The sequence below is a fragment of the Ruegeria sp. E8 genome (assembly GCF_056533985.1).
The window spans coordinates 268,740-282,635 of sequence record NZ_JBQFOY010000005.1; the positions used below are offsets into that span (position 1 = coordinate 268,740).

The 13,896-nt window shown below is 56.4% G+C and carries 13 protein-coding genes; 8 read left to right on the forward strand and 5 right to left on the reverse strand.

Annotated features, from left to right (window positions below; genetic code table 11):
* The first annotated feature begins 125 nt into the window (after positions 1-125).
* The 6 genes from ACR0LF_RS09575 (at position 126) to ACR0LF_RS09600 (ending at position 7,009) form a co-directional block, all read left to right on the forward strand.
* On the forward strand, positions 126-1,085 hold the full coding sequence (locus tag ACR0LF_RS09575; protein ID WP_480576317.1) for a dihydrodipicolinate synthase family protein: 960 nt from the start codon (positions 126-128) through the stop codon (positions 1,083-1,085).
* Entirely contained in the window at positions 1,076-2,008 is a 933-nt protein-coding gene (locus ACR0LF_RS09580; protein ID WP_480576314.1) for a 4-hydroxyproline epimerase, read from the forward strand. The genes ACR0LF_RS09575 and ACR0LF_RS09580 overlap by 10 nt, the downstream gene beginning before the upstream one ends.
* Before the next feature lie 65 nt (positions 2,009-2,073).
* On the forward strand, positions 2,074-3,324 hold the full coding sequence (locus ACR0LF_RS09585) for an NAD(P)/FAD-dependent oxidoreductase (protein ID WP_480576312.1): 1,251 nt from the start codon (positions 2,074-2,076) through the stop codon (positions 3,322-3,324).
* A gap of 179 nt (positions 3,325-3,503) precedes the next feature.
* A complete protein-coding gene (locus ACR0LF_RS09590; RefSeq protein WP_480576309.1) occupies positions 3,504-4,529 on the forward strand; it encodes a trans-3-hydroxy-L-proline dehydratase in 1,026 nt (341 codons plus the stop codon).
* 213 nt (positions 4,530-4,742) lie between these two features.
* On the forward strand, positions 4,743-5,423 hold the full coding sequence (locus ACR0LF_RS09595) for a GntR family transcriptional regulator (RefSeq protein ID WP_480576306.1): 681 nt from the start codon (positions 4,743-4,745) through the stop codon (positions 5,421-5,423).
* Between the two features lie 71 nt (positions 5,424-5,494).
* Entirely contained in the window at positions 5,495-7,009 is a 1,515-nt protein-coding gene (locus ACR0LF_RS09600) for an aldehyde dehydrogenase (NADP(+)) (RefSeq protein ID WP_480576302.1), read from the forward strand.
* 114 nt (positions 7,010-7,123) lie between these two features.
* Here ACR0LF_RS09600 and ACR0LF_RS09605 read toward each other — a convergent pair whose 3' ends face one another.
* Positions 7,124-8,665, reverse strand: a complete 1,542-nt coding sequence (locus ACR0LF_RS09605; RefSeq protein ID WP_480856268.1) for a winged helix-turn-helix domain-containing protein — start codon at positions 8,663-8,665, stop codon at positions 7,124-7,126.
* Between the two features lie 169 nt (positions 8,666-8,834).
* Between ACR0LF_RS09605 and ACR0LF_RS09610 the strand changes: the two genes are divergently transcribed.
* Positions 8,835-9,671: a class I SAM-dependent methyltransferase gene (locus ACR0LF_RS09610; RefSeq protein ID WP_480576297.1), complete on the forward strand. Its 837-nt coding sequence runs from the start codon at positions 8,835-8,837 to the stop codon at positions 9,669-9,671.
* 267 nt (positions 9,672-9,938) lie between these two features.
* On the forward strand, positions 9,939-10,307 hold the full coding sequence (locus tag ACR0LF_RS09615; protein ID WP_480576295.1) for an OsmC family protein: 369 nt from the start codon (positions 9,939-9,941) through the stop codon (positions 10,305-10,307).
* A gap of 142 nt (positions 10,308-10,449) precedes the next feature.
* On the opposite strand, the gene rfbA is transcribed toward ACR0LF_RS09615, so the two are convergent.
* From rfbA to rfbC, 4 genes are read right to left on the reverse strand one after another with little or no spacing between them, the layout of a single operon-like run.
* Complete coding sequence (gene rfbA / locus ACR0LF_RS09620; RefSeq protein ID WP_480576292.1) at positions 10,450-11,316, reverse strand: glucose-1-phosphate thymidylyltransferase RfbA; 867 nt, start codon at positions 11,314-11,316, stop codon at positions 10,450-10,452.
* Positions 11,317-11,334: 18 nt separating this feature from the next.
* Entirely contained in the window at positions 11,335-12,198 is an 864-nt protein-coding gene (rfbD, locus tag ACR0LF_RS09625) for a dTDP-4-dehydrorhamnose reductase (RefSeq protein WP_480576290.1), read from the reverse strand.
* Entirely contained in the window at positions 12,195-13,235 is a 1,041-nt protein-coding gene (rfbB, locus tag ACR0LF_RS09630) for a dTDP-glucose 4,6-dehydratase (RefSeq protein ID WP_480576287.1), read from the reverse strand. The genes rfbD and rfbB overlap by 4 nt, the downstream gene beginning before the upstream one ends.
* On the reverse strand, positions 13,232-13,801 hold the full coding sequence (rfbC, locus tag ACR0LF_RS09635) for a dTDP-4-dehydrorhamnose 3,5-epimerase (protein ID WP_480576284.1): 570 nt from the start codon (positions 13,799-13,801) through the stop codon (positions 13,232-13,234). The genes rfbB and rfbC overlap by 4 nt, the downstream gene beginning before the upstream one ends.
* Positions 13,802-13,896 lie beyond the last annotated feature (95 nt).

A 13,896-nucleotide genomic window follows, 5' to 3' on the forward strand; every position in this document is an offset into this window, starting at 1 on the left:
GTGACGGAAAAGATCTGCCCAACCTGGCAGATCTTCGGCAATGCAAAATCCAGAAACATTCGCAAATACGTAGCCAATGTGCGCTGAACACTACGGCCCTTGAAACCGTAAGGAAGGCTCTCTCAATGTCCCAGAATATCTTCACCGGCACCATGCCAGCCCTGATGACACCTTGCAAAGTCGACCGGACACCGGACTTCGATACTCTGGTACAGAAGGGCAAGGAAATGATCGCGGCAGGCATGTCCGCCGTTGTCTATTGCGGCTCGATGGGCGATTGGCCATTGCTGTCAGATGCGGAACGAATGGAAGGCGTCGAGCGCTTGATTGAGGCAGGCTTGCCTGTTGTCGTCGGCACTGGGGCGATTAATTCAAAATCAGCGGTGGCTCTAGCCGCGCATGCGCAACAGGTTGGCGCTGCGGGGCTCATGGTCATCCCTCGCGTTCTGTCGCGCGGGTCGTCCATCGCAGCCCAACGAAATCACTTCAAGGCGATCCTATCCGCCGCACCAGACGTTCCGGCCATCATTTACAACAGCCCGGTCTATGGGTTTGCAACCCGGGCAGAGTTGTTCTTTGCCCTGCGGGCCGAACACCCCAATCTGGTAGGGTTCAAGGAATTCGGTGGCAAAAGCGACCTGCGCTATGCGGCAGAGCATATTACCTCGAAAGATGATCAGGTGACGCTGATGGTCGGTGTGGACACCGAAGTCTACCACGGCTTCGTCAATTGCGGCGCCACCGGCTCGATCACCGGAATTGGCACTGCCTTGCCCAAAGAGGCGCTTCTGCTGGCCGCATTGTGTCAAAAAGCGGCCGCCGGTCATGCCGAAGCCCGGACGCGTGCCCGCGAGTTGGAAGAAGCCTTTGGCGTGCTGGCCAGCTTTGACGAAGGCACCGATCTGGTGTTGTATTACAAACACTTGCTGGTTCTGAACGGCGAAGAGGAATACCGCTTGCACTTCAACGAAACCGACGAACTAACGGACGCCCAGCGCAACTATTGCGAACAGCAATACAGCCTGTTCCGCACCTGGTTCGCCGACTGGTCCAGCCAGGGTGGGGTCATTGCTGAATGCGTGTGATTGACAGTCACACCGGAGGAATGCCCACGCGGGTCATCCTCGACGGCGGCCCCGATCTGGGGCCGGGCTCGTTGGCAGAACGCGCACAGCGCCTGGCTACCGAGCATGAGGCGTTCTACAAATCGGTGTTATTGGAACCTCGCGGCCAACCCGGCATGGTCGGGGCGCTTCTGGTAAAACCTGAAGACACATCCTGTGAAACCGGAGTGATCTATTTCGATGCCGACGCCGTTCTTGGAATGTGCGGGCATGGCACAATTGGCCTGACCGTCACTCTGGCCCATCTAGGCCGGATCACTTCTGGTACTCATAAGGTCGAAACCCCGGCTGGTGTTATCGCGGTGGAGTTGGTGGACGCCAATACCGTGCGCGTGACCAACATCGAAAGTCGCCGGGTGCAGGCATCCGTTTCAGTGAAGGTGGAAGGCCATGGGATCGTGACCGGAGATCTTACTTATGGCGGCAACTGGTTCTTCATTGTCGATCCCAGCCCGATTGCCGTGGAATCAAGCAACATCCGTGCCCTGACCGATCTGACCATCGCCATCCGCGAGGCCTGTATCGCGCAAGGTGTGCGTGGTGAAAACGGGGAACTGGTGGACCACGTGATCCTGCAGGACAAATCCCCTGACAAAGACATTCATAGCCGCAATTTTGTACTGTGCCCGGACGATCAATACGACCGATCCCCATGTGGGACTGGTAGCTCGGCACGTCTGGCCTGTCTGGCAGCGGATTGTGTTCTCGCCCCCGGTGAAGAGATCATTCAGGAAAGCGTGATCGGCAGCCCATATCGGCTCAGCTATCAACCGGGTCCTAATGGTGGGGTCATCCCAACACTGACCGGGCAGGCGCATATCATGGCCGAAAGCACATTGTTTTTCGCGCAGAACGATCCGTTCCGCAGGGGGATATACCTCTGACTTATAACTGGGGACAGGCACGATCTGGCCCCCGGGACCGAACCATGAAATGAGATTTTCTGGCCATGCAGCAAGACACCCAGGCGGAAATAATTGTGATCGGCGCTGGTATCATCGGGATCAGCGCGGCGCTTGAACTGCAAAAGCGAGGCAGGCAGGTGCTGGTGCTGGACCGCGAAGGTGTCGCGGCAGGAGCGTCACAAGGCAATGCCGGAGCTTTCGCCTTCACCGAAATCGTGCCACTGGCCACACCGGGCATCATGCGCAAGGCCCCTAAATGGTTGTTTGATCCATTGGGGCCTTTGTCGGTTCCCCCCGCTTATGCTCTGAACATCGCGCCATGGATGCTGCAGTTCTGGCGGGCCAGCTGGCGGGATCGTTACACGGCATCGGTGTCAGCGCAGGCCGCACTGATGGATCACAGCCGCACGGCGTTGGAACGTCAGATTACGGATGTGGATGGCGAAACACTGATGCAACGCGAAGGCCAATTGCAGTTGTTCGAGAGCGAAGCCGAATTTCGCGCCAGCCTGCCCAAATGGAACCTGCGCAAGGATCACGGCATCCCCTTTGAACTACTGGACGGCCCCGACGCGATTGCCGAGATCCAGCCCGGGCTAAGCCGAAGATTTACGCATGCAGGCTTTACGCCCACCTGGATGAACACCGTCGATCCTGCGCGCTGGACCGGGCATCTTGCCGAACGGTTCCTGTCACGTGGAGGACAGGTTGAGGTCACAGTGATCACCGCATTGACACCGACCGACACAGGGGTGCACCTGACCACTACGAATGGTGAAATCAACGCGAAACAAGTGATTATCGCCGCCGGAGCCTGGTCTCACCTTCTGGCGAAAACCCTGGGGGACCACATTCCGCTGGAGACGGAACGCGGCTACAACACCACCCTGCCCGAAGGTGCCTTTGACCTACGCACTCATTTGACTTTTGAAGGGCACGGCTTTGTTGCAACGCGGATCAACGGCGGTGTGCGTATCGGCGGAGCGGTCGAGTTGGGGGGCCTGAAACTTGCACCCAATTTCAAGCGCGCGGATACGCTGCTGGCCAAAGCCGGACGGTTCATGCCCGACCTGAACCTGGAAGGCGGCACGCAATGGATGGGTTTCCGCCCGTCACTGCCCGACAGCCTGCCGGTGATCGACCGCGCGCGCCGTGCGCCGCAGGTTCTCTATACCTTTGGTCACGGCCATCTGGGGCTGACTCAATCCGCAGGCACAGCAGAGCTGGTTGCCGATTTGATCACTGACACCAAACCGAAACTCGACATGACACCTTACGCATCCACTCGCTTCTGATCGGGAATCCTCCTCGTGATACGCATCGCGTTTATTGATTAAAAGGTAGACGTATCGCTGAAAGGATACACCGAGTGGCACTTTTTGGGCAGCACCGCTTTGGCATCCGCTGCGGATGAAGCAGTTAATACACTCGACGCGCCGGGCGCGTCAGTTGCACAATGTAGCTGAGGAACCAAATGCGCAGCAGCAAAACCGTACATGTGATTTCAGCCCATGCCGAAGGGGAAGTAGGGGATGTCATCGTCGGAGGCGTCGCTCCGCCACCGGGCGACACACTTTGGGCGCAGCGCAGTTTCATTGCACAGGACCAGACCCTTCGCAATTTCGTGCTGAACGAACCACGCGGCGGTGTATTCCGCCATGTCAATCTTCTGGTGCCGCCGAAACACCCCGAGGCAGACGCCGCCTGGATCATCATGGAACCCGAAGACACGCCACCCATGTCCGGATCAAATTCAATTTGTGTTTCAACCGTATTGCTGGATGGTGGCATCATCCCGATGCAGGAGCCGGAGACCCATATGGTGCTTGAGGCACCGGGCGGGTTGGTCCGGGTGCGGGCGGAATGCCGCGATGGCAAAGCACAACGCATATTCGTGCAGAACCTGCCCAGTTTCGCTGACAAGCTGTCCGTCCCTCTCGAAGTACCGGGTCTGGGATCGATCTCAGTGGATACGGCCTATGGCGGCGACAGTTTCGTGGTCGTCGATGCCCGGAAGCTGGGCTTTGAAATCGTCGAGCATGAGGCCCGCGATATTGCCCGGTTGGGGGTAACGATCACTAACGCAGCCAATGAACAGCTTGGGTTCTCGCATCCCGAAAACCCGGACTGGAATCATATTTCATTCTGTGCATTCTGCGGCCCGTTGAGTGAAACCGAAACCGGGCTAACCGGCAAGTCCGCCGTGGCAATCCAGCCCGGCAAAGTAGACCGCTCGCCAACGGGTACGGCGGTGTCTGCCCGGATGGCGCTGATGGCGGCAAAGGGGCTGATGAAACCCGGACAAACCTTTGAAGCCGTCTCGATTATCGGGTCGCAATTTACCGGTCGCATCATTGACACTGCACAAGTGGGTGGGCGCCCTGCAATCATTCCGGAAATCAGCGGTCGCGGTTGGATTACCGGCATTCATCAACATATGCTGGACCCTGATGACCCATGGCCAGGCGGGTATCGTTTGTCCGACACGTGGGGTGTCTGAAAGCAGCCGTCGCGCGTTTTTTGAGATGCGAAGGAATACCGGTGTCTTCAGTTGAACACGGCAATTTGAGCCTACTAAAGCACCTTGTATGCAGGAGCCACCAGCAGATTTGGATTTCCCAAACTCTTCCTAGCAGGTCGAAATGTACGTTCGACTTGGAAAGGTCATTGGTTATCGGTAATTGTATCCAAAAAACGCGGCGGGAAATTTGAAATGGCAGGTAAACGCGCAATCACGAAACAAAGCCTACCCGACGTCATCGCAAATGATCTGCGTGAGCGTATCCTGAGCGGCGAACTTGCCGAAGGTGAGGCAATCCGGCAGGAAGCGCTGGCAGAGGAATACGATGTCTCGCGCATGCCAATCCGCGAAGCGCTGAAGCGTCTGAATGCCGAGGGTCTGATCCAATGGGCCAACAATCGCGGCGGCTCGGTTACCAAGCATTCCCTCGACGAAATAGCTGAGATTTTCGACCTCCGCATCCTGATCGAAGTGGACCTGTTCCGCCGGGCCATCCCGAACATGACGACCAACGATTTTGCCCGTTGCGAAAAAATCCTGACGCAAATGGAGGCGTCATACGACGAAAATGACGTCGGTAAATGGGGGATATTGAACTATCAATATCACTCGGCGCTCTATGCAGCCTCGCAGCGGAAGCTGACCAATGAGCTGCTGGATCGCGTCAACCTGCAATCGGACCGCTATGTACGGATGCACCTGAGCGTGATGAAACAGCGCGAACCCGCCAAGAAGGAACATCGTGACCTTCTGCGGCTGGCCCAAGAGGGCAAAGTGGATGAGGCCTGCGAAGGCTTAATGCATCATATTCGTCGGACCAAGGAACAACTTCTGGATATGATCGTTGCGAAACGCCAGACAGAGGATTCCTGACGCGTGTCTTGTATGTTCAATTTTTGGATACAATATCCATTGGGTCGAACATCCCGATTCATGAGGCCAAAATGACCTCCACTCCACATGGCAAACATCTGATCGCCGGCAACTGGATGACTGGCGATGAGTTCTTTGCGTCGCAACCCGCGCATGGGCCGTCTTATGACTTCTCAACAGGCCGCGTTTCAGATGTCGATGCAGCCGCAAGGACCGCAGAGGAGGCATTCTGGAGCTATGGCTATTCCACCCGGGAAGACCGTGCTGCTTTCCTGAATGCCATTGCTGACGAGATTGAGGCGCGTGCCGATGCAATTACCGAGATCGGCTCACAGGAAACCGGCCTGCCCGAGGCTCGGCTACAAGGTGAGCGCGGTCGCACATCGGGCCAGCTACGGCTGTTTGCGACGCATATCCTCAGCGGTGAATATCTGGACCGCCGCCATGACGGCGCGCTGCCGGATCGTGCACTCCTGCCCCGCCCCGACCTGAAAATGATCCAGCGCCCGATTGGACCGGTTGCGGTATTCGGTGCTTCAAATTTCCCGTTGGCGTTTTCAACCGCCGGGGGCGACACAGCCGCCGCGTTGGCTGCGGGCTGCCCGGTTGTCGTCAAAGGCCACAGCGCCCATCCTGGTACCGGCGAGATCATCGCCGAAGCAATCCACGCCGCCGCCCAGCGCTGCGACGTACATCCGGGTGTTTTCAGCTTGATCCAGGATGGTGGCCAAGCTGTAGGATCAGCCTTGGTGCAGCACCCGTTGATCAAGGCCGTTGGTTTCACCGGATCGCTTGCTGGAGGCCGCGCCCTGTTCGACCTGTGCGCGGCGCGTCCCGAACCAATTCCGTTTTTTGGCGAGCTTGGATCAGTCAATCCGATGTTCATGCTCGATGCCGCGCTAACGAACCGAGGTGAGGACGTGGCCAAAGGCTGGGCTGGGTCGCTGACGATGGGTGCAGGTCAGTTTTGCACCAGCCCGGGCGTTGTTGTGATGCTGGCTGGGAATGCAGCGGATCGTTTCGCCGATACAGCACAGGCCGCATTGACCGAGGTTCCGGCTCAGACAATGCTGACCGACGGCATTGCTGAAGCCTATCGCAACGGTCAAACCCGGGTCGCAGAGACAGATGGCGTTCAGGCGGTTCTGACTTCGATGTGCGATCAGCGCAACGCGACCCCCTACCTGTATCGAACCAGTGCTGCGACGTGGCTGGCCAACGAAACCCTCGCGGAAGAAGTGTTTGGCCCGCTGGGCATCATTGTGGCCGCAGACACCCCCGACGAAATGCTCGAAGTCGCACGCAGTTTGCGCGGTCAGTTGACCTGTACCCTGCATATGGACGAGGACGACATGGATACGGCGCGGTCCTTGTTGCCGATCCTCGAACGAAAGGCCGGGCGCGTGTTGGCCAATGGCTTCCCCACAGGGGTCGAGGTGTGTGACAGCATGGTTCACGGCGGTCCATACCCGGCTTCGACCAATTTCGGGGCCACATCGGTCGGCACATTGTCGATCCGCCGTTTTCTGCGGCCGGTCTGCTATCAAAACCTGCCTGTCGCCCTGCTGCCAGAGCAATTCCCCTAGTACGTTTCCGGAAACTCCCGGTCGCCGCCCCCCCAAGCGCAAAAGCGCATTAGGGGATCGGCGAAGCGAAATAATGGATGGACGAGTAACAGCGTTCACTTTGTGACGAAGGTGCTAGCGCCGTTCGTTCCGTGGTTGAGATGACAGCTTCGCGTCTTCCAGCAACGGCTCCAGACGCTCTAGAAATCCTTTACCGACCAGAGATTTCAGCTCACGTTCCGTTAAGTCCGGGCGGGTTTTCAGGGCAGAGTTCAAGGCTTGGCTGGCTTGTTCCGATTGGTTCCTGCAAAGTTGAACGATGGCGTCAATAACACATGGAATGTGATTTCTCGGATCCGCACGACGGGCATTCTCAATCTCTGTTACAGCTTTCTCGGTATCGCCCATCATCAAAGCAGACATGGCGAGGGCCGATCCCCAAATTGCCCGGCGTGGATCCATTGGACTGGCTGAAATCCCGGCCGTCAGGTCAGCATTGGCTTCGGCAAACCGACCAGCAAGCAAATAAACAGTCCCCAGCGCCGTTCTGGCCTGCGCATTGTCGGGGTTCAGGTCCAAAGCATGCTGAAGGATTGGAATGGCCTGATCACGTTCACCGATATCCGCAAGCGCACAACCCGTCATGCCCAGAATTGTTGAATCCAGGCCATCCAGTTCCATCGCGCGTTCCGCTGCTTGTGTGACGATCGGGAATAATGCGTCACGATCCGCCAATATGCCGACCCTGTGACCCAATCCCAGCACAAGGGCGAGATAGGCATGTGCAAGCGCCAAATCCGGCTCAAGCTTTAACGCCTCAGAAAGCAAAGCCGCAGCCTCTTCGAATGCCGCCTTGTTCCATCCCTTCAGTGAAAGCACGCCTGTCGCTTTCAAGGTCAGAGACCGAGCAGAATTGTCACCTTCGTTCACCGACAAATCCTGCATCATCGCCCGGACAAGCTGGGGCTCCAGCAGTGGCAAAAGCGCTTCCAGCAGATCATCAGCCAAGCTCAGGCCATCTGAACACTCGATCCGGCGCGCCCAATGGTGGTGTCCGCTTTGAGTTTCGATAAGCTGGAAATTGGCGCGAATTCCGGTCTTAGTGCGTTGCAAACTGCCTTCAAGCATGTACCAGACACCAAAACGTTCGCGTATCGCTGCGAAGTCGATGTCCTGGTCTTTCACCGTAAAACTCGCGGTTCTTGAAACGATGGACAACAGCGGTATTCGTGTCAGTACCGTGGTTAAAGTCTCAACCAGATTGTCCGCAGCAGCTTGCAGGATCGGATCACCATCAAAGACCTGCAAAGGGAGAATGATCAGCGATGGAAGATTGCTTGCATCACCGGACACCCTCTTAGGTGCACTTGGTTGCGGGTCGAGCACTCCTACAAAGCGAAAGCCGCGCCCATGTACCGTTTTGATTAAGGCCTGCGTTTTGCCGTCATCGCCCACGGCCCGCCGCGCGCTTTTCAGACATGTCGAAATCGCCGCCTCGGAAACGATACGCCCACCCCACAGTTTTTCGATGATTTCATCGCGCCCAATAACCCGGTCGCTATTATCGATAAGAAGACACAGCAACTCCAATGCGCGCGGCTCAGCTTTGACCGGCTGACCCGCACGGCGCAACTCGAACGCCCCTGTGTCCAGTTCGAATTCTCCAAAGCGGAACATGCTGTGATCCCCGGAATTCGCGATCATTCGAACACGCTAGCGCAGCGCCTCAACCTTTCCAAGTAATCCTCATGAAATCCTCAAGCCGACCTCAAGCATGGTCTCGGGGCTGGTTGTAGATCTTTTCTCATCAGCGGGCACGGCCTGCATCACGATAGGGAGAAGATCAATGAACGCGAATGTGACTGCAACCCAAGGGCTTGAAACACCAAATTTCGACGCCATCAAAGCCAAACAGAATGCTGCCTGGAGCTCTGGTGACTATGCCAGGATCGGGACCACGCTGCAGATCGTGGGTGAAACTCTGGCCGAAGCAATGGACCTTGCACCATCTGCACGCGTGTTGGATGTCGCCGCCGGTAATGGCAATGCAACATTGGCGTTTGCGCGTCGCTGGTGCGATGTAACCTCGACCGATTACGTTCCTGCCCTGCTTGAACGAGGGCGCGACAGGGCAGAGGCCGAGGGTCATACCGTTACCTTTCGGCGTGCCGATGCCGAGGCGCTGCCGTTTAAAGACGCCAGCTTTGATGCGGTGGTGTCGACATTTGGTGTCATGTTCACACCAGATCAGAAAACGGCGGCCAGCGAACTTGTCCGCGTGACCCGATCAGGTGGGAAAATTGGGCTGGCCAACTGGACGGCGTCCGGTTTCATTGGCCAGCTTTTCAAGACGCTGGGTCGGCATGTCCCACCGCCTGCGGGTGTGAGCTCTCCCGCGCAATGGGGGGATGACAAATGGATCTCTGATACCTTCGCAGACGCGGGCCGGGTTTCCATCGCCAAACGCAGCTTTGCGTTCCGCTACCGTTCACCTGCCAATTTTGTTGACGTGTTTCGAACCTGGTACGGACCCGTCCACAAAGCCTTTCAGGCGTTGGACAGCGCAGGCAAATCCGCGCTGGAGGCCGACATCCTTGCGCTGATCGACAGAATGAATACGGCCACGGACGGATTCATGTGCGTACCTGCGGAATACGCGGAAATCGTCATCGACAAGAAGTAAATCTCTGGTCGAAGCGCGGTGCCTTGGTCATAGGCACCCGCCGAGACCTGCGAAAGAAGGACTAGAAAAATGACGTCTCAGACCCTTCAAACCAATGTTACGCGAGCTGACCGCGTGAGCATTGCGGCGCGCCAGCATCCGCTTCGCACACTGTACCATCAGTCTCCTGAAAATGCTCAGATTACGGACCACGCCAGTACAGGTTCACGGGATACAGCTGCCGATGATCCACTCTACACATCTGTTACCTTGGGAACCGGATTGCCAATGAACCTGAAAGTAGGAGTTCACAAGGCCGTCGGTGGCGAGAGCGATTACCCTGTACCCGGCGAAATCTTTGCCGCTGCCATCGCAGGCTGTTTGGACAGCGCAACCAGAATGATCGCCAACTTGCTTGGAATACCTCTGGCAAAGCTGGAAGTGCATGTTGCCGTAGACGTCGATGTGCGCGGAACCTTGATGGTCGACAGAAACGTTCCGGTTGGGTTTCAAGCGGTGAATGTTTCCATCGACATTGAAGGCGCAAAGGGTGTTTCGCAGGATCAGATAGATCACCTACTGAAACTGGCCGAGAGGTCCTGCGTCGTCTTGCAAACACTGCGGTCGCCGCCTGAAATTCGGGTCGGCCGAAGATAGAACGTGAGCCGACGATCCACTTTGCTGCGCCTTCGTCGTCCGCCTGCTCACAAAGGATTGTGGATCGCTGGGACTATTCTTGATTTGGCTTGACGACGGGATCGACCGGCGGCTTCTGCTATGCTTTGGCTTAGAAATTGCCCTAGCTCAACAACCCCTGCAAATAAGCGCCATATGTGGATTTCGCGAACATGCGCGCGCGTTCCTCTAACGTCTCGTCGTCAATCCAGCCGTTGGCCCAAGCAATTTCATCAAGGCTTCCAGTCTGCATCCCCTGCCGGTCCGTGATCGTGCGCACGAAGTTGCCAGCATCCAGCAAAGATCCGTGTGTGCCGGTGTCCAGCCACGCAAACCCGCGGCCCATGGTCTGAACATCCAGCAAACCTTCGTCCAGATACATCTCCAACAGCGATGTAATCTCCAACTCACCACGATCTGACGGTTTAACTTCATGGGCTCGGGCCGGAGCGTCGCCGTCAAGATAATAAAGCCCGGTTACCGCGTAGTTCGAGGGTGGAATCTTGGGTTTTTCGATGATTGCCCGGGCTTTGTTTCCTTCGAAATCCACCACACCATATCGTTCGGGATCGGCAACGCGATATGCAAACACTGTACCGCCGCGTTTCAGTTGGTCCGCTTCAAGCAACAGATCCGGAAGGCCATGCCCAAAAAAGATGTTGTCACCCAAGATCAACGCCGAAGGTGCACCTGCCAGAAAATCCTCGGCCAGCGTATAGGCTTGCGCCAGACCATCAGGGGAAGGTTGAACGATCCATGTCAGCGACAGCCCGTATTGGCTGCCGTCTCCCAATAAACGCTGAAACTGGTCCTTATCCTGAGGGGTGGTGATGATCGCGATCTCGCGGATCTTCGACAGCATCAGAACGCTCAGGGGGTAAAAGATCATCGGCTTGTCATAGATCGGCAGCAATTGCTTCGAGATCGCCATGGTCACCGGGTAAAGCCGGGTTCCGGACCCACCAGCAAGAATAATGCCTTTGCGCTGCATAATCTGTCCTTTCAAGGTTCAGCCTTTTGCTGACTCCAATTCGCCTAAAATCTCGGCCAGACCAACTCTCCAGTCTGGTCTTGGGATTCCGAAAAAATCGGTCAATCGCGTGCAGTCCAAACGTGAGTTCAGCGGTCTGGGGGCCGGGGTTGGATACTCTTTTGTCGGGATGTCTTCGATCTGAACAGACTGACCGGATTGCGAAACAATTTCGCGGGCAAAATCTGCCCAGCTGACATCTGGTGCACCGGAATAATGAAACACGCCACTTCCGGCCTCAAGGCCGGTTTTGGCCATCGCAAGCAACGTATCGGCGATGTCAGCCGCAGGTGTTGGCCCGCCAATCTGATCTGCGACAATAGTCAACCTGTCACGGGTCTCTGCCAGTCTGAGAATGGTTTTGACAAAGTTCTTTCCGTGGGCCGAAAACACCCAGCTTGTACGTAGAATGGCGTACTTACCACCTGCAGCCGCAATTTGGCGTTCTCCGTCCAGTTTGGTCTGACCATAAGCACCCAGCGGGCCGGTCGGGCTGTCAGTGGTCCAGGGGGTCGTGCCGGAGCCATCAAAAACATAGTCTGTCGAGATATGCAGGAAAGGCAGGCCCCTCTCGGCGGCGGCTTGGGCCATTGCACCGGGCGCATCCCCGTTGATCCGTTGCGCCAAATTTCTTTCTTCTTCAGCCTGGTCTACGGCTGTATAGGCTGCTGCATTGATGACCACGTCTGCGTCTGTTTTTAGAATCTTGGCCGCACATTGGGACGGATCAGACAAATCCGCCGCGGAACGATCCAACGCCTCAATCGTGACGCCATATGTTTTGGCGCGGCGTCGCAATTCGGTGGCGACCTGACCACCATGACCGAACACAAGCGCCTTCATTTGGCCACTCCCAGACGTTCCCCCACGCCGTTGCGGGCTTGAAGTGCGTTCAACCAAGCGCTGTTGTTCAGGTACCACTGAACCGTGTGTTCCAGCCCTGTTTCGGGCGTGTATGAAGGACGCCAGTTCAGTTCAGTGCGAATTCGCGTCGGGTCGATGGCGTAGCGCTGATCGTGGCCGGGGCGATCAGTGACAAAGGTGATCTGATCGGCATAAGGCGTTTTGCCCGGCTTCAATCGATCCAGAATCGAACAGAGCAGTCTGACAAGATCAAGATTGGTCATCTCATTCTCGCCACCAATATTGTAGCTGCGGCCCAACTCGCCCTTTTCCAGCACCAGCAACAGCGCTTCGGCATGGTCTTCGACATGCAGCCAGTCGCGGATATTGTCTCCTTTGCCGTAGATTGGGATCGGACGTTCGGACAGCGCATTGAGAATGACCACGGGGATCAGTTTTTCGGGGAACTGGTAAGGGCCATAATTGTTGGAGCAATTGGTGAGAACCACTGGCAGACCGTAGGTTTCCCGCCAGGCCCGGACGAGGTGATCCGAACCCGCTTTTGAGGCCGAATAGGGTGAATTGGGCTGATAGGGGCTGTCTTCGGTGAAAAACCCGGCTTCTCCGAGAGAGCCAAAAACCTCATCGGTTGAAATGTGGTGAAAACGGAAACTCTCAGGGCGGCCCGCTTCCATCCAATAGGCGCGCGCTGCTTCCAGCAAAACATATGTACCGGTCACGTTTGTATCGATGAATGCTGCGGGGCCGTCGATCGAACGGTCGACATGGCTTTCAGCGGCCAGATGCATGATCGCATCGGGTTGGTGGGTTTTCAGGATCGTCGCCATCGCCGTCGCATCGCGAATGTCTGCGTGTTCAAAACCGTATCCCTGCGCATCCGCAACAGAGGCGACATTGTCCAGACAAGCCGCATAGGTCAGAGCATCGACATTGACGACCGAATGCCCTTCGGCAATCGCGCGACGGACAACGGCAGAGCCGATGAAACCAGCCCCGCCCGTGACCAGAATTTTCATGGCGTGTCCTCAAATACGAAGGGTGTTTCAATGTCGCGCAGGAATGGCGCGTTTCGGTCTTTTTCAGAAAGCTGCAGGTCCGAAACATTCAACGGCCAATTAATTCCGATATCGGGATCATCCCAGCGAAAAGCGCCTTCTGTTTCCGGAGCGTAAGTATCCGAGCATTTGTAAACGATCTCGGTATCTGACTCCAATGTCACGAATCCATGCGCGAAACCCGCTGGGATCAGCAACATTCGACCATTCTCAAAGCTGAGTTCCTCTCCGACCCATTGGCCATATGTGGGCGAACCTTTGCGAATATCGACTGCGACGTCGAAAAGTCGACCGCGCCCGCAGCGCACCAGTTTATCCTGCGCCCTTGGTGGTGCTTGAAAATGCATGCCACGCACAGTGTTCACCGCGCTTGAAAGCGAATGATTATCCTGAACAAATTCCGTTTTTATCCCTTCGGAAGCAAAGGTATCAGCGTTGTAGGTTTCCTCAAAAAACCCGCGATGATCACCAAAACGTCTTGGGGTAATTAAGATCACTTCCGGAATGGACAGCGCCAATATTTCCATCGTTAAATATTTTCATCTCTACGTGCAGTGTTCATGCCTCGAAGGCTATTTCAAATTTACATCGCTGTCACCAAGACCTGCGTCATCTCGTGAGC